The 16,729-nt window shown below is 34.2% G+C and carries 14 protein-coding genes; 9 read left to right on the forward strand and 5 right to left on the reverse strand.

Annotated features, from left to right (window positions below; all coding sequences use genetic code 11):
- Positions 1-62 precede the first annotated feature (62 nt).
- Both CA2559_RS08945 and CA2559_RS13595 read left to right on the forward strand, forming a co-directional pair.
- On the forward strand, positions 63-1,235 hold the full coding sequence (locus CA2559_RS08945; RefSeq protein WP_013187554.1) for a trans-sulfuration enzyme family protein: 1,173 nt from the start codon (positions 63-65) through the stop codon (positions 1,233-1,235).
- 149 nt (positions 1,236-1,384) lie between these two features.
- Positions 1,385-4,339, forward strand: coding sequence for a M4 family metallopeptidase (locus CA2559_RS13595; protein WP_013187555.1), 2,955 nt, complete (start codon positions 1,385-1,387; stop codon positions 4,337-4,339).
- Between the two features lie 50 nt (positions 4,340-4,389).
- Here CA2559_RS13595 and CA2559_RS08955 read toward each other — a convergent pair whose 3' ends face one another.
- Both CA2559_RS08955 and CA2559_RS08960 read right to left on the reverse strand, forming a co-directional pair.
- Positions 4,390-5,028 carry a CPBP family glutamic-type intramembrane protease gene (locus tag CA2559_RS08955; RefSeq protein WP_013187556.1) on the reverse strand — a complete coding sequence of 213 codons (639 nt, stop codon included), beginning with the start codon at positions 5,026-5,028 and terminating at the stop codon, positions 4,390-4,392.
- Positions 5,025-6,641, reverse strand: a complete 1,617-nt coding sequence (locus CA2559_RS08960) for an ABC transporter substrate-binding protein (protein WP_013187557.1) — start codon at positions 6,639-6,641, stop codon at positions 5,025-5,027. Before CA2559_RS08960 ends, CA2559_RS08955 begins: the two co-directional genes overlap by 4 nt.
- 108 nt (positions 6,642-6,749) lie before the next feature.
- Between CA2559_RS08960 and mtaB the strand changes: the two genes are divergently transcribed.
- Entirely contained in the window at positions 6,750-8,126 is a 1,377-nt protein-coding gene (gene mtaB / locus CA2559_RS08965; protein WP_013187558.1) for a tRNA (N(6)-L-threonylcarbamoyladenosine(37)-C(2))-methylthiotransferase MtaB, read from the forward strand.
- Between the two features lie 54 nt (positions 8,127-8,180).
- On the opposite strand, the gene CA2559_RS08970 is transcribed toward mtaB, so the two are convergent.
- Positions 8,181-8,483 carry a GNAT family N-acetyltransferase gene (locus tag CA2559_RS08970; protein ID WP_013187559.1) on the reverse strand — a complete coding sequence of 101 codons (303 nt, stop codon included), beginning with the start codon at positions 8,481-8,483 and terminating at the stop codon, positions 8,181-8,183.
- 14 nt (positions 8,484-8,497) lie between these two features.
- A complete protein-coding gene (locus CA2559_RS08975; protein WP_013187560.1) occupies positions 8,498-9,214 on the reverse strand; it encodes a pirin family protein in 717 nt (238 codons plus the stop codon).
- Positions 9,215-9,326: 112 nt separating this feature from the next.
- Between CA2559_RS08975 and CA2559_RS08980 the strand changes: the two genes are divergently transcribed.
- Positions 9,327-10,019, forward strand: a complete 693-nt coding sequence (locus CA2559_RS08980; protein ID WP_013187561.1) for an alpha/beta hydrolase family protein — start codon at positions 9,327-9,329, stop codon at positions 10,017-10,019.
- Position 10,020: 1 nt separating this feature from the next.
- On the opposite strand, the gene smpB is transcribed toward CA2559_RS08980, so the two are convergent.
- Positions 10,021-10,479, reverse strand: a complete 459-nt coding sequence (gene smpB, locus CA2559_RS08985) for an SsrA-binding protein SmpB (RefSeq protein WP_013187562.1) — start codon at positions 10,477-10,479, stop codon at positions 10,021-10,023.
- Positions 10,480-10,571: 92 nt separating this feature from the next.
- On the opposite strand from smpB, the gene CA2559_RS08990 reads away from it, so the two are divergent.
- From CA2559_RS08990 to CA2559_RS09010, 5 genes are all read left to right on the forward strand, one after another.
- Positions 10,572-11,144: a cob(I)yrinic acid a,c-diamide adenosyltransferase gene (locus CA2559_RS08990; RefSeq protein ID WP_013187563.1), complete on the forward strand. Its 573-nt coding sequence runs from the start codon at positions 10,572-10,574 to the stop codon at positions 11,142-11,144.
- A gap of 183 nt (positions 11,145-11,327) precedes the next feature.
- Entirely contained in the window at positions 11,328-11,549 is a 222-nt protein-coding gene (locus CA2559_RS08995; RefSeq protein WP_013187564.1) for a DUF2795 domain-containing protein, read from the forward strand.
- 78 nt (positions 11,550-11,627) lie between these two features.
- On the forward strand, positions 11,628-14,981 hold the full coding sequence (secA, locus tag CA2559_RS09000) for a preprotein translocase subunit SecA (protein WP_013187565.1): 3,354 nt from the start codon (positions 11,628-11,630) through the stop codon (positions 14,979-14,981).
- A 109-nt stretch (positions 14,982-15,090) separates the two neighbouring features.
- A complete protein-coding gene (locus CA2559_RS09005) occupies positions 15,091-15,963 on the forward strand; it encodes a cation diffusion facilitator family transporter (RefSeq protein ID WP_041240974.1) in 873 nt (290 codons plus the stop codon).
- A gap of 68 nt (positions 15,964-16,031) precedes the next feature.
- Positions 16,032-16,715: a DUF2490 domain-containing protein gene (locus tag CA2559_RS09010; protein ID WP_041240975.1), complete on the forward strand. Its 684-nt coding sequence runs from the start codon at positions 16,032-16,034 to the stop codon at positions 16,713-16,715.
- Positions 16,716-16,729: the final 14 nt, after the last annotated feature.

Consider the following 16,729-nt stretch of genomic DNA (forward strand, 5'->3'; position numbering starts at 1 on the left):
ACGCGTATGTTAGCAAATGCAGGATAACTTGGTTAATTTTAGGGTCTAATTTAATTTTTATCATGGAATCTAAGAGCTACGGAAAAAACACAATTTGTACACACGCAGGACAACTGGAGGATCACCAATTTGGTGGAGCAGTTTCTCCGCTATATATGTCTACATCTTACCCTTTTCAAGACGTAGAAGAAAAGCGATATCCAAGATATTTTAACACACCTAACCAACAAGGCTTATCAAAAAAAGTTGCTGCATTAGAACATGGTGAAGCAGGTCTTATTTTTGGAAGTGGTATGGCGGCTATAATGACTTCACTTTTAGCTTTCTTACAGAGTGGTGATCACGTGGTATTGCAAAATGCTATTTATGGAGGAACTCGAAACTTAATTAATGAGGAGTTTAAAAAGTTTGGTATTGAGTATTCTTATGTAGAGAGTAATGATATTGCTAGTTACGAAAAAGTGATTGCACATAACACAAAGGTTATTTATATAGAAACTCCTAGTAACCCATTATTAGAAATAACAGATATTAAAGCTATTGCTGAGTTAGCAAAAAAACATAAGCTTATATCTATGATAGATAATACGTTTGCATCTCCTATAAATCAAACTCCAATAGTTTTTGGGATTGATGTTGTATTACACTCTGCTACTAAATACATGAGTGGTCATAGTGATATCTTAGCTGGTGCAGTAGTATCTAGCCACGCCAACATAGAGCGCATATTTAATGCTGGCAAAAACTTTGGAGGCACATTGAGTGATTTTACTGTTTGGTTATTAGAGCGTAGCCTAAAAACTATGGCTTTAAGAGTTAAGCGCCAAAACAGAAATGCACGTAAGTTGGCAAAATGGTTAGAAAAAAACACTCAAGTAACCAAAGTGTATTATCCTGGATTAAAGTCGCACCCTAATTACAAATTGGCAAAAGAGCAAATGAAAGGCTTTGGAGGCATGTTGTCTTTCGAATTAAAAGATGATTTATGCTCAAAACAATTTCAAGACAGTTTAAATTTAATAAAATCTTCTATGAGTTTAGCTGGTGTAGAAAGTACAATACTAAGTCCACACCTTACATCTCACGGCCTACTTTCTGAAGAAGAAAGAGAAGAACAAGGCATAAAAAATGGATTATTAAGATTTTCTGTGGGAATAGAAGAGGTCTCAGATCTTAAAGCAGATATTGAGCAAGCACTTAAATTAGCTTCAAAATTATCTAAAGTAATTGTATAATTTATCTTAAAAGGGTATTGTTCTTTGTCGGATAAATATGTATTTCACCTAATCACTACATATAGTGTGTTAATCAATTATAAAATGTTACACATTTAGTTTTTCTAGTTCTACTTTGCGAGAAATAACTCTTTCTTCAAAATAAAATTATGAAACTAAATTACGCCTTAACTTTTGTTTTAGCCTTAGGAACTCTGGTTGCTAACGCACAGGATAAAAACAAATTAAGGGATAATGTGGCTCATCAAACTATGATGACAGTTAGTGGCCACCAGTCCCAGCAAGAAGCCATAGCTAATTTTGCCAAATCTTATGAACTTGATGAAAACTCAACTTTTCAAGAGTACAGAACTACAACAGACAAGTTAGGAAATACTCATAGTAGATATCAGCAATATTTTAATGGTATTAAGGTACAGTTTGGTGTAATGATAGTTCACAACAAACAAGGTAGCGTCTCTTTAATAAATGGTGAATTATACAATCCAAAAACTATTAATACTGTACCGAGCCTCTCTAAAGAAGTAGGTTTACAACGTGCAATTGAGCATACTAATGCTAACGCTTACTTGTGGGAAGACGCTTCACAAGCGGCTCTTATGGGTTACTCAAAACCCGTAGGTGAGTTGGTAATATTTCCAGATGTAAACAAAGGTATTGTTCATTTAGCGTATATGTATGATGTATATTCTACTTCACCTATATCTCGTAATGAAGTTTATGTAGATGCACACTCTGGAGATATTTTATTTAAGAACCCAATTATAAAACACGCAGACCGTTTAATTTCTAATAATGAAATTTCAGCAAAGGCAAAAGAACTTGAGAATACGTTAAACTCTGCGCTTGTTGAAGGAACTGCAGATACTCGTTACAGTGGTACAAGGCCAATTGAAACAACTCCTGAAGGATCTGAATTTATACTGTTAGATACAACAAGAGGTGACGGAATTGTTACTTACAATTGCGAAGGTTTTAATGCATATCAAGATTTACATTTTTCTGATAATGATAACGCTTGGACAGCTGCAGAATATGATAACGATGAAAAAGATAATGGTGCATTAGATGCCCATTGGGGAGCAGAAGTAACCTATGATTTCTGGCAAGATATATTTAACAGAAATAGTTTTGATGATGAAGGAGCTCAAATTATAAGCTACGTACATTACGATGATGCAGACGAACCTTTGTTTTTAGATACAGGTTATGATAACGCCTTTTGGAATGGATCTGTAATGACATATGGAGACGGAAATACTTTTGATATTCTTACAGCGGCAGATGTATGCGGTCACGAAATAGGTCATGCTGTATGTACATTTACTGCAGATCTAGCTTATCAAAATCAATCTGGAGGTATGAATGAAGGGTACTCAGACATTTGGGGTGCTTGTGTAGAGCATTTCGGAAGAACAGGTTCTATAGATGGTGCTATTGATCCTAATGTGTGGTTAATAGGTGAAGACCTTAATTCACCACCATTACGCTCTATGAGTGATCCTAATTCAAGAAATGATCCAGATACTTATTTAGGAGATAACTGGGTATCTACTGGAGATGAAGGTACTTGTGTGCCAGATGCAACAACAAATGATTATTGTGGTGTTCACACCAATAGTGGTGTTTTAAATCACTGGTTTTATATCTTGACAGAAGGTGCTGCAGATACAAATAATGCGCCAACACCAGATACTTATGATGTTGCAGGAATAGGTATGGTTAAATCTGCAGAGATTGCTTATTTGGCAGAACGTGATTATTTAACTCCAAATGCAACATATTTTGATGCTCGTAACGCAACTATTGCTGTAGCTAGCTCTATATATTGCGCAAACAGTCCAGAAGTTATTTCTGTAACTAATGCTTGGTATGCCGTAAACGTAGGCGAAGAATTTGCAGAAGCAGCAGATGATGTGTCGTTAATGTCTATTACAAACAATACAGAAGTTGGGTGTGACGCAGGTACATTTAGCCCTCAAATTGTAGTTTCTAATGGAGGTACAAATATGTTGGGAGATGTAGACATTTCTTTTTCAGTAAATGGTGCAGCTACTACAACAGTTACTGAAACAGTTAACTTGGGAACTTGTGAGTCTACTACTCTAACTTTAGATATTGGATCTTTAACTCGTGGCGCAAATGTTTTAAACGTAGATGTAACTACAACAAACGATGGTCGTCCAGAAAACAATACAGGAACAGTATTAGTAGTTGTAAACGATGCTGCTGAAGTAGATGTAGTAAATACTTTTGATACTGTTGAAGAGTCTTTAATCTCTTATAATGATGGTGTTATTTCAAGCTTATGGGAAAGAGGAGTAGCTCAAGGAACGCTTTTAAGTGATGCAGTTGCTGGAGGATCTGATGTTTACGGAACTAATTTAGATGGAAACCATCCAGATGGTACTATAGCTTATCTTGTTTCACAATGTTATGATTTATCTTCTGTAGAAAATGCTATATTAAAATTTGATATGGCTTTCGATCTTGAAGAAAATTGGGATATTATGTATATGCAGTATACTACAGATGGTGGTTCAACTTGGCAAACTTTAGGAACAGCATCAGATGCTAATTGGTATAATAACGATAGGCTTCCAGACGGTACAGATTGCTTTAATTGTATTGGTTCTCAGTGGACAGGTGAAGGAGAAGACGCACACTCAGGTGGAGGTTTAAACGCTACAATGCACGAATATAGTTACAGCCTTAGTGCTTTTGATAATGATGGTAGTGCCGAAACTAGTATGGTGTTTAGGTTTGTATTTCAGTCTGACGCTGCTGTAAATGAAGAAGGTGTAATAGTAGATAATTTTGTAGTTGAAGCAGACCAGATTGTACTTGCTACTACAAATAATGAGTTTAAAGGATTGTCTATATATCCTAACCCTACAAATACTATTGTAAATATTTCTGGACAAGATCTTAAAGATGCTAAAGTTTCAGTAATCGATTTAAGCGGAAGAGTAATTTCTAACAATGCGTCTGTATTTAATGGTAATGTATTGCAAGTTAATATGGAGCAGTTAGCTTCTGGTAGTTATTTCTTAGTTATTGAAAATGAAAATTATAGATCTGTTAAGCAGGTTATTAGAAAATAATTATTCAATTACAAACTAATATTTAAAGCGGCTTAAATAAGCCGCTTTTTTTATGCTTCCATTCCAGGAAATGCTAACATTTGTCCCATACCAACTGTAAACAACCAGTTTCCATACAACGCGTGCTCAATGCTTACTAAGGTTGTAGATTTAGTCTTAGTATAAGTGTAAATAAATAATAAGCCACCTATAAATGTTAAGATTAGCACCAATATATTTTTTAGAAAAACGTGAGCCAAGCTAAATATTACCGCATTCAAAACCATAAACACAATTTTAGAAGAACATAAGTCCTGATAGCGTTTATAAAAAAAGCTTCTGTAAATTATTTCCTGAGGCCAAACCGATAAAAACGTATAAACGCCTAATATTACTACAAAGAGTTTAGGGTTGTTTAATGGCACATAAAATAATAAGCTACTATCAATATAAAGGACATAACACGTAGTAATTAGAGTAATCACAATAAATTTTATGGCCGTAACTTTAAAGAACTTAGACCAGTTTAATGAAGATTTAATTTTAAATGAAGCATCTGTAAACTTAAATAGAATTGTAAGGATATAAATAAAGCCAAGAATGACTAAACCAGCTTTAACTTTAAAATCATAGTCTAATAAAAAACTTAAAGGTAGTAGTATAAACAATAAGACTAACTCAACTAATTTATAAGATTTTGAATATATCATTTAATAGTTTTTCTTACTGTTCTTAAATCTAAAAGGTTTAGTGCATTTATCTGCATACCAGAAATATTCTTACGGGTAAATCTTACAACTTCATCATAATATAAAGGTACAATGGGCGCTTGAGACATTACTAGGGAATCAAGTTTGCTGTACATTTTAATACGTTCTTCAGTCTTAGAGGTAATAAGGGCTTTTTCAAACAAAAGATCAAAACTTTCATTCTTATAATGCGTATAATTAGGTCCGTTAGGCGAGTGGTTTTTACTGTAAAATAAAGAAAGGTAATTTTCTGCATCGGGATAATCTGCAATCCAACTGGCTCTAAATACATCTAATTTTCCTGCACTGCGTTGTTGCCTAATAGTGCTAGGCGGCATAACATCTACATTTACTTTAAGATCTGTTTTACCTAATTCACGCTGTATATACTCTACTAAATCTAAATAATTTGCATTTGTAGATATTGTTATTTCAGGGTTTTGGTTTCCGGTTTCTGCTTTATAAGCTTCTACAAAGGCTTTCGCCTTTTCTGGTTGGTAGGAGTAATAACGTTGTTTTGAAAAACCAGGCAATCCTTTTGGGATAAACCCTTGTTCGGCTGGCGTTCCAATTCCATTTCTTAAGTAAGTAATCATGGCGTGCCTGTCAAAGCCAAAATTAATAGCTTTCCTAAGATTTAAATTTGAAATTTCAGAGGTTTCAGAGTCTAAATAAATACCTAGATATTCAGTATTTAAAAATGGCTCAGTAAGTATATTAACTTCGTTTTTATAAGCATTTTTAAGAGTTCCGTTACCAGAAAGTAATTCATCTTTATAGGAAGGATCTAAAGCGTTTAATAAATCTATATTTCCTTGTGCAAACTGAAGAAACTCACTCTGTTTATCTGGTAAAAACGTTATGGCAACAGCTTCTAAATATGGCAGTTGGTTACCTAGGCTATCTTTTTGATAAAATAAATTATTCTTTCTAAATACTAATTTTTCATTTTCTTCCCAACGCTTAAACTTAAAAGGACCTGTGCCAATAGGATGAGATCTAAAATTGGTATCGGCTTCAACAATGTCTTTAGGCAAAACAGAACAATACTTTGTAGAAAGTAAGCCTAAAAAAGCTGGAAAAGGCTTTTGTAATCTCAGGATAACAGTTGTGTCGTTTGGAGTAGACATTTGCGCTACATTTTGCATAACAAATCGTCCTGGTGAGGCAATGCTATTATCCAGTAAACGTTTTAAACTATAGGTAACATCTTCTGCTTTTACAGTTCTTGTGGAATCTTTGCCAAACCTTTCATCTTTATGAAAGTAAACATCATTTCTTAAAGTAAATGTATATGTTAGGGCGTCATCGCTTACCGTCCAATATTTCGCTATATCTGGTGTAACATTTAGAGAATCGTCTAAAGCAACCAAACTATTAAATAATTGGTGGCAAGCCCAAATATTGCGCTGGTCTTTTGCAAATGCTGGGTCTAAAGATGTAATATTTGCATGTTCATTATACCTAAAGACTAAATGGTCTTTATTTTCGGAATCTTGCTCCTTACAAGCAGTAAGAAATAAGCAACTAATTGATACTGATAAAAATACTGAAACGTATTTGATGTTTTTCAATTTTTTCAACTAAGTAATTTGATGTAATTTTGCAGTCCGAATTTCGACTAGCAAATTGCTAGCTATCACTACAAATAAAGATATTTCAGCTAAGATAAAAAACAAGTCTTGAACAACGCACAAACACATACCAAAAACGTTGCATTCTATACGTTAGGTTGCAAGCTCAATTTTTCTGAGACTAGCACTATTGCACGCTCTTTTGAACACGAAGGCTTTAACCGTGTAGAGTTTCATGAGCACGCAGACATATATGTTATTAATACGTGTAGTGTAACAGAAAATGCAGATAAACGCTTTAAGGATATTGTAAAAAAGGCACAGAAGATAAATGAAGATGCCTTCGTGATTGCAATTGGTTGTTATGCGCAGTTAAAGCCTGAAGAACTAGCAGATGTTCATGGTGTAGATCTTGTACTCGGTGCCACAGAAAAGTTTAATATAACCAATTACCTAAACGATCTTACTAAAAATGATCTTGGTGAGGTACATTCTTGTGAAATAGAGGATGCCGATTTTTATGTAGGATCCTACTCAATAGGAGACAGGACCAGAGCATTCTTAAAAGTTCAAGATGGTTGTGATTATAAATGTACGTACTGTACAATTCCTTTAGCTCGTGGTATCTCTCGAAGTGATACTATGGAAAATGTATTACAGAATGCGAAAGAAATAGCCGAACAGGATATTAAGGAAATTGTTTTAACAGGTGTTAATATAGGTGACTATGGAAAAGGTGAGTTTGGAAACAAACGTCACGAACACACATTTTTAGAATTAGTTGAAAATTTAGATAAGGTTGAAGGTATAGAGCGTTTGCGTATTTCTTCAATTGAACCTAACCTGCTTAAAAATGAAACTATAGATTTTGTTTCGAATAGTGATAAGTTTGTGCCGCATTTTCATATTCCACTACAAAGCGGAAGCAATGCGCTTTTAAAACTTATGCGTAGGCGATATAATAGAGAGTTGTATGTAGATAGGGTAGCGCGTATTAAAAGTGTTATGCCTAATGCTTGTATAGGAGTAGATGTTATAGTTGGTTTTCCAGGAGAAACAGAAGAATTGTTTTTAGAGACTTATAATTTTTTAAATGATTTAGACATCTCATACCTACACGTTTTTACGTATTCTGAGCGTGATAACACACTTGCTGCAGAAATGGATGGTGTTGTACCTATAAAAGTTAGAAAGAAACGTAGCAAGATGTTAAGAGGCTTATCTGCTAAGAAAAGACGAGCATTTTATGAAACTCAAATAAACAACTCTTTAACTGTACTGTTTGAAGGAGAAAATAAAGAAGGATATATACACGGTTTTACTGAAAACTATGTAAAGATTAAAGCACCTTGGAATCCTAATTTGGTTAATACGTTACAAGATGTAACCCTAACTGAAATAGATGAAGATGGTTTGGTTAAAGTAGCTATTGCTGGAGAAGACTTAAGTACAACTAAAGAATCTTCAATTGCTTCTGTTTTATAGCAGTCTTGATATTTTAGATATAAAAAAAACGCCATTTAGGCGTTTTTTTGTGTTTTAGATATTAATACCAATAGGTAATAAATCTCTATATTTTCGTTTGTGTTTCTTCATAAATTTTGCAATCTCTGGACTACTAGGTACAATACGAGTATTGCGCTCTGCAATAATATCAAAAACTGCTTTTAAAAATGGCTCTACCATTTCTTTTTCTCTAAGAGCGTCACTCATGACAAGCTTAGTTAGGAAAATTTTACGTTCCTGTTGTGCATACTCAATTTTAGCGATATCTCCTTCTATATCTAGCTCAAACTGTCTTAAAAACTCGTTGTCTTTAATCTCTAGTGATCCTTCTGTCATCATAATATCAATTTTTAATTCATAGGAACCTCTATCACCAAAATCTTGGCTTCAGAAGTTGTTGTTATAGACACGCTTTCTGTCTCCCAGATGCCTAACGCATCCTTGGTTTTTAATGCTGTGTCATCACATATAGCACTACCTTTAATTACGAAAATATAAACGCCGTGGTTTTTTTTATGTAGTTTGTAGTCAATGGTTTGGTTGTTGTCAAATTCGCCTAAATTAAAATAGGTTTGTTGGTTTAGCCAAAGTGCATCAGTTAAATCTGCATCTTTTGGAGATACCACAGTGACTAACTCATTCTTACGACTTTTAAAATCAAATGCTTTTTGATCGTAACGAGGCTCTACATTTTTACGTTCGGGAAATACCCAAAGTTGTAATAGGTTGGTAGCTTCTGTTTGGCTAGCATTATACTCACTATGAGTTACACCAGTACCAGCACTCATAACCTGAATTTCACCAGAATGAATTACTTCTTCATGATTCATAGAGTCTTTATGTGCTAATGAACCAGAAAGTGGTATGGTCACAATTTCCATATTGTCATGAGGATGTGTTCCAAAACCTTGTCCAGGACCTATGGTATCATCATTTAAAACTCTTAACATACCAAACTGCACACGTTCTGGATTAAAGTAACTTGCAAAGCTAAAAGAGTAATTTGCTTTAAGCCAACCAAAGTCAGCTTTTCCACGTGTTTGAGAAGGATGATGTACTTTTTTCATTTATTTAACGTCATTAGACCCATTAATAAAAGGTCATTCCAGTACTTTTGGTCGTATGTTATCTACAAAGATAAAAGTAAACCGTTAGAGTTATTGTTATATCACTGTTAAAATGCCTAATACTTCTAAGAATACATCTGCTTTGCAACACGTTTATTTTGTACCTGGACTAGCTGCAAATATTTCAATTTTTGAGAACATTAAACTTTCAGAAGAATTTTATAGTGTCCATTTTTTAGAATGGATGATTCCAGATACGCAAGAAACCTTACAGGACTACGCTAAGCGGCTTTGTGAAAAAATTAAGCACGATAACATTACATTAATTGGTGTGTCTTTTGGTGGTGTAGTAGTACAAGAAATGGCCAAGCATATAGATGTTAAGAGGCTTATTATAATTTCCAGTGTAAAAAGTAAACATGAATTACCTAAGCGTATGAAAATGGCACGCAAAACAGGTATTTACAAGTTGCTACCTACAAGTTTGGTAAACTATGTTCACAAGTTAGAAGATTTGCCAGTAGGCAACATGGTTAAAAAACGAGCAAGATTATATAGAACTTATCTATCTGTAAAGGATAAGCGCTATTTAGATTGGGCTATTAAACAAATGGTGTGTTGGGATCAAGAAGAACCCTTAACTGAGATTATACAAATTAATGGAGATCACGATATAGTATTTCCTATTGAACACATAGAAAATCCTATTGTGTTACCTGGCGGAACTCACGCTATGATTATTAATAAATATAAATGGTTAAATAAAAACTTACCTAAGCTTATAGAAAATGGCTGTTTAGATTAAATTATTTGTAAGCCTTTTGTATTCTGTCTAAACGCTTTTTATTTTCTCTATCTTTTATAGCATCACGCTTGTCATAAAGTTTTTTACCTTTTGCAAGACCTATATTCATCTTTGCAAAACCACGATCGTTTATAAACACTTTAAGCGGAATAATAGTTAAACCCGAATTTCTAACCTCTTTGTGCAGTTTTTTAAGCTCACTTCTATTTAATAAAAGTTTACGCTCGCTTTTAGGATTGTGGTTAAAGTGAGTAGCATGAGAATATTCCTGAATGGTCATATTTATCACAAATAATTCTTCTGCGTCGTTAAATTCACAAAAGCTCTCTGCAATTGATGCTTTTCCGTCTCTAATAGCTTTAATTTCTGTACCAACCAGTTTAATTCCAGCAGTGTAGGTATCAAGAATCTCGTAGTCAAACTTTGCTTTACGGTTCTTTATGTTAATATTGTTTTTCATAGACACATCAAAAATACAAACTTCGCAACACATGTAAGGTGTTTGTAAGTGCTTTCACTAACTTCGTAAGATAAATAAATGAGTAAATACAAATGAAAATTTACACAAAAACAGGAGATAAAGGAACTACAGCTTTATTTGGCGGTACTCGTGTACCAAAACATCATATCCGTATAGACTCTTATGGAACTGTAGATGAGTTAAACTCTCACATAGGTTTAGTACGAGATCAAGAAATAGATACGCACAGTAAAGATATTTTAGTAATTATACAAAATAAACTTTTTACAGTTGGTGCAATATTAGCAACAGACCCTGAAAAAGCAATGCTAAAAAGTGGCAAGGAGCGATTAAATATTCCTAAAATTACTGAAGAAGACATAAAGCAGTTGGAAGAAGAGATGGATAAAATGAATGAAAATCTTCCTGAAATGACGCATTTTGTACTTCCTGGCGGTCACACTACGGTGTCATATTGTCACATAGCAAGATGCGTATGTCGCCGTGCAGAACGTTTAGCAACAGCACTTTATGAAATAGAGCCTTTTCAAGAAGCAACGCTTAAGTATTTAAACCGTCTTTCTGACTACCTTTTTGTGCTGGCACGAAAGTTGTCCTATGATTTACAAGCAGATGAGGTAAAGTGGATACCCGAGAAGATGTAGTAAGATTGCATTCCTTTACCATAAGAGCTGTATATTAACCGTTCATTTAGTTATTTAAATTTCAGTAATTAATGCTATGAAAATTAGTAAGTTGAAAATAAATAACACACGTTCTTTAAAATAATTACGATTTTACTTGACTTTTTGAACTAAAAATTTATTTTTGCAGAAAATTAGTATCACATGTATTGGACTTTAGAATTAGCATCGTATTTAAGTGATGCACCTTGGCCAGCAACAAAGGATGAATTAATAGATTACGCTATTAGAACTGGCGCACCTTTAGAAGTTGTTGAAAACTTACAATCTATTGAAGATGAAGGAGATTCTTATGACTCTATCGAAGAGATTTGGCCAGATTATCCAACAGACGACGATTACCTCTGGAATGAGGATGAATATTAATAACATATAACGCTCAAAAAAAGTCTCTACCAAGAGACTTTTTTTTTGCACTTAACAACATTTTATAAACCGACTATTATGGGTTTTTTAGATTCCGTATTAAAAGTATTTGTGGGCGATAAAGCCAAACAAGACGTAAAGGCTATAATGCCAATTGTAGAACAAGTAAAGTCTCATGAAAAAGCTATGGAAGCTCTTTCTATAGATGAACTTAGGAACAAGACTGTAGCGTTTAAAGCTAAAATAGAAGACGCACTTAAAGACATAAATGCAGAAAAAGAATCTTTAAAGAGTGAAGCAGATGCCTCAACAGATATAGATAGAAATGAAGATATCTATGCTCAGATTGATGCATTAGATGAGAAAGCTTACCAAATAACTGAAGGTATATTAAATGATATCTTACCAGAAGCTTTTGCAGTAGTTAAAGAAACAGCAAAACGCTTTTGCCATAATGAAGAAATTGAAGTTACAGCAACTCCTTTTGACAGAGAACTTTCTGCAGAGAAAGATTACGTAACACTTAGTGGAGAAGAAAAAGCTATTTGGAAAAACTCTTGGGATGCAGCTGGAAAGCAGGTAACTTGGGATATGATTCACTATGATGTACAACTTATTGGTGGTGTGGCTATGCACCAAGGTAAAATTGCAGAAATGCAAACTGGTGAAGGAAAAACATTAGTAGCAACACTTCCTGTATACCTTAATGCCTTAAGTGGTAAAGGTGTACACCTTGTAACAGTTAACGATTACCTGGCAAAACGAGATAGCGCTTGGATGGCGCCTATTTTTCAGTTTCATGGGATGAGTGTAGACTGTATAGATTACCACAGACCAAATTCTGCAGCAAGACGCAAAGCTTATAATGCAGATATTACTTACGGAACAAATAATGAGTTTGGTTTTGACTACCTGCGTGACAATATGAGTCATTCACCAAATGATTTAGTACAACGTAAACACAATTATGCGATTGTAGATGAGGTAGATTCTGTTTTGGTCGATGATGCCCGTACACCATTAATTATTTCTGGACCAATTCCTAAAGGAGATATTCACGAGTTTGAAGAGTTAAAACCTCAAATTTCTAGTGTTGTAGAAGTACAACGCAAGTATTTAGTAGGCGTATTAGCAGAAGCTAAGAAACTAATTGCAGAAGGCGATTTAAAAGAAGGTGGTTTTAAATTACTACGTGTTTACAGAGGTCTTCCTAAAAACAAAGCTCTAATCAAGTATTTGAGTGAAGAAGGAATTAAACAACTTCTACAGAAAACAGAAAACCAATACATGCAAGATAACAACCGCGAGATGCCTAAGGTAGACGCAGAGTTGTATTTTGTAATTGAAGAAAAAAACAACCAGATAGAGCTTACAGATAAAGGTGTAGACTTTTTAAGTGGTAAAGAAAATCCAGACTTCTTTGTAATGCCAGAAATGGGAATGGAGATTTCTAAAATCGAAGCATTAGGATTATCTAAAGAAGAAGAGGCAGAGAAGAAAGAAGAATTATTCAGAGAATTTTCAGTAAAATCTGAACGTATTCACACTATGCGCCAGTTATTAAAGGCGTATACATTGTTTGAAAAAGATACGGAGTATGTAGTGATGGACAATAAAGTAAAAATTGTCGATGAACAAACAGGTCGTATTATGGATGGGCGTCGTTATAGCGATGGGCTTCACCAAGCAATTGAAGCTAAGGAAAGTGTAAAAATTGAAGATGCCACGCAAACCTTTGCTACTATTACATTACAAAACTTCTTTAGAATGTATAGCAAGCTTTCTGGTATGACAGGTACTGCTGTTACAGAAGCTGGTGAATTCTGGGAAATTTATGAATTAGATGTTGTAGAGATTCCTACAAACAGACCAATTGCACGCCATGACCAAGAAGATATGGTTTATAAAACGAAGCGTGAAAAATATAATGCTGTAATAGATCATGTTACAGACCTTTCTCGAGCAGGAAGACCAGTGTTAATTGGTACTACTTCTGTTGAGATTTCAGAATTATTAAGTAGAATGCTTAAAATTCGTCAAGTACCTCACAACGTTCTTAACGCAAAGTTACACAAGAAAGAGGCAGATGTTGTAGAAGAAGCAGGTAAGGCAGGACAAGTAACCATTGCTACAAACATGGCAGGTCGTGGTACAGATATTAAGTTAAGTAAAGAAGTTAAAGATGCAGGTGGTTTAGCCATTATTGGTACAGAACGTCATGATTCAAGACGTGTAGATAGACAATTACGTGGTCGTTCTGGTCGTCAAGGAGATCCAGGAAGCTCTCAATTCTATGTATCTCTAGAAGATAACCTAATGCGTTTATTTGGTTCTGAGCGTATTGCTAAACTAATGGACAGAATGGGTCTGGAAGAAGGTGAAGTAATTCAGCATTCTATGATTTCTAAATCTATTGAGCGCGCGCAGAAAAAAGTAGAAGAAAACAACTTTGGTACACGTAAGCGTTTATTAGAGTATGATGATATAATGAATGCACAACGTGAGGTGGTTTACAAGCGTCGTTACCACGCACTTTATGGAGAGCGTTTAAAGGTAGATATTGCAAACATGATCTTTGATACTTCTGAAAGTATTACAGAAAGTAACAAAATGGCAAACGACTTTAAGAATTTTGAGTTTGAGCTTATTCGTTACTTCTCTATGAGTTCTCCAGTAACACAAGCAGAATTTGAGAAAAAAGATTCAAAAAAGATTGCACAGCAAGTTTACGAAGCTGCATATAAGCATTATCAGCAAAAAATGGAGATTGCAGCAGAGCAGGCATTCCCTGTAATAAAGCAAGTTTACGAACGTCCAGATAATAAGTTTGAGCGTATTGCAGTACCATTTACAGATGGAACCAAAACATTGCAAGTTGCTACAGATTTAGAGAAAGCATATGAAACTGAAGGAAAGCAACTTATAAATGATTTCGAGAAAAATATTTCTCTTGCAATTATAGATGATGCTTGGAAAACTCACCTTCGTAAAATGGATGAATTAAAGCAAAGTGTGCAATTAGCTGTTCACGAGCAAAAAGATCCATTACTTATCTATAAGTTTGAAGCATTTGAGCTATTCAAGGTTATGATTGATCAAGTAAATAGAGATGTAATCTCATTTTTATTTAAAGGTGAAATACCACAGCAAAATGCACAGATTAGTGAGGCTAAGCAACAAAAAAGAGAAAAAGTAGAGACGCAAAAAGAAGAAATCCAAAATATGGATGAGCGTGCTGCAGAAGCTCGTAAAGCTGGTCAAACACAATCTAAGCAAGACGTTATAGAAACTATAATAAGAGAGCGTCCTAAAATTGGCCGTAATGATAAAGTGACTATAAAGAATGTGATGAGTGGAGAAAACAAATCAATGAAATATAAACAAGCTATTCCTTTATTAGATAAAGGCGATTGGGTATTAGTTGAAGACTAAGTCATCTTACTCAGTTATTATAAAAAACTCCCAAGTATGTATGCTTGGGAGTTTTTCTTTTAAACAATTCTTTAAGTTTGTTCTAACTTTAGTTAACAAAGATTGCTTGATGAAAAAAGTAGATACCGCAATAAAAACCACATACTTTAGTATTCTTGGGAATACACTACTAGCTTTAATAAAAGGCTTAGCTGGTTTTTTCGGTAATTCTTATGCATTAATAGCAGATGCTATCGAGTCTACAACAGATATTTGCTCTTCGTTATTAGTATTGCTAGGACTTAAATATGCAAAACGGCCTGCAGATGAAAACCATCCTTATGGTCACGGTAGGATAGAGCCACTTATTACATTTTTGGTAGTAGCTTTTTTAGTGACATCTGCAACTATCATTGCTTATGAGAGCATACAAAACATACAAACACCTCATGAAACTCCAAAAGCTTGGACACTTTGGGTATTAGGTGCTATTATTTTATGGAAAGAGATATCTTTTAGATGGGTTTTAAAGCGTAGTAAGCAAACAAATAGCAGTTCTCTTAAAGCAGATGCTTGGCACCATAGAAGCGATGCAATAACCTCTATAATGGCATTTATAGGTATAACTATTGCACTTTACTTTGGTGAAGGATATGAAACTGCAGACGATTGGGCAGCGCTTTTAGCATCATTCATAATTTTGTATAATAGTTACCTCATTTTTAGACCTGCTTTAGCAGAAATAATGGATGAGCATATATATGATGATGTCATTGAAAAAGTAAGAGAAACATCTTTAAAAGTAGAAGGCATTACAGGAACAGAAAAATGCATGATTAGAAAATCTGGTATGACCTACCATGTAGATTTGCATGCCATGGTAAATGCTCACATTACAGTAAAAGAAGGACATAGGCTCTCTCATGAACTTAAAGATAGATTACTACAGGATATACCAGATTTAGGCCAAGTACTTATTCATATAGAACCTGACGATTTGTAGTATAATACAACCTCAATTTACCTTGGTGATTACCAACACAACAAATATATTTGCCAAAAATTAGAATTTTGAAAAATTTAAGTACACTAACTACCATCGTTTTATTATTTATAGTAACAATAGCTTCAGCTCAAAATACTGCAGAAGATGAATTTGGGACTTGGTATATCCTATCTACAAATAATAAAATGACAGATAATCTTACTTTTAATTTACAATCTCAAGTAAGAACATACGAACTAGCCAGTGAGATTGAGCAGTTTAAAATTCGTACAAGCTTAAACTATCAGTTTACAGATAAAGTTTCTGGTGCTTTAGGATATGCTTATTTTAGAACAGACCCTAGCTATTTAGCAGAAACACCTCAAAAGTTCACAGAACATAGATTAGTGTTAGATGTATTTTATAAAGATGCTTTAAAATCCTTGAATATAACGCACAGATATAGAGCAGAACAACGTCTTTTTAATGATGAGACCACAAATGATGACAATTTATGGTTACGCTATATGCTAAAGTTAAGTCACCCTATTACAGAAAAGCTAAGCGTAGATGTTTATGATGAAATATTCTTAAATACTACCTCACCAGTATTTGCTCAAAACTGGTTAGGTGCTGGACTAACTTATGCCATCAATAAAGATTTAAGGTTTAGAGCAGGATATCAAAAAATTAGCTTAGAGAACCAATCGTTTGATAGGTTAGTACTATCTCTTAATCTTAAAACAGACTTTAGAACATCTAAAAATTAACTAATTTTAGTGCG

The sequence above is a fragment of the Croceibacter atlanticus HTCC2559 genome (assembly GCF_000196315.1).
Classification (GTDB): Bacteria; Bacteroidota; Bacteroidia; order Flavobacteriales; family Flavobacteriaceae; genus Croceibacter; species Croceibacter atlanticus.

Excerpts from the sequence above, each read along its gene's own strand:
- CA2559_RS08945 (WP_013187554.1), top strand. The coding sequence starts at position 63 with ATGGAATCTAAGAGCTACGGAAAAAACACAATTTGTACACACGCAGGA.
- CA2559_RS13595 (WP_013187555.1), top strand. The coding sequence starts at position 1,385 with ATGAAACTAAATTACGCCTTAACTTTTGTTTTAGCCTTAGGAACTCTG.
- CA2559_RS08955 (WP_013187556.1), bottom strand. The coding sequence starts at position 5,028 with ATGATATATTCAAAATCTTATAAATTAGTTGAGTTAGTCTTATTGTTT.
- CA2559_RS08970 (WP_013187559.1), bottom strand. The coding sequence starts at position 8,483 with ATGACAGAAGGATCACTAGAGATTAAAGACAACGAGTTTTTAAGACAG.
- CA2559_RS08975 (WP_013187560.1), bottom strand. The coding sequence starts at position 9,214 with ATGAAAAAAGTACATCATCCTTCTCAAACACGTGGAAAAGCTGACTTT.
- CA2559_RS08980 (WP_013187561.1), top strand. The coding sequence starts at position 9,327 with ATGCCTAATACTTCTAAGAATACATCTGCTTTGCAACACGTTTATTTT.
- smpB (WP_013187562.1), bottom strand. The coding sequence starts at position 10,479 with ATGAAAAACAATATTAACATAAAGAACCGTAAAGCAAAGTTTGACTAC.
- CA2559_RS08990 (WP_013187563.1), top strand. The coding sequence starts at position 10,572 with ATGAAAATTTACACAAAAACAGGAGATAAAGGAACTACAGCTTTATTT.
- CA2559_RS08995 (WP_013187564.1), top strand. The coding sequence starts at position 11,328 with ATGTATTGGACTTTAGAATTAGCATCGTATTTAAGTGATGCACCTTGG.
- secA (WP_013187565.1), top strand. The coding sequence starts at position 11,628 with ATGGGTTTTTTAGATTCCGTATTAAAAGTATTTGTGGGCGATAAAGCC.
- CA2559_RS09005 (WP_041240974.1), top strand. The coding sequence starts at position 15,091 with ATGAAAAAAGTAGATACCGCAATAAAAACCACATACTTTAGTATTCTT.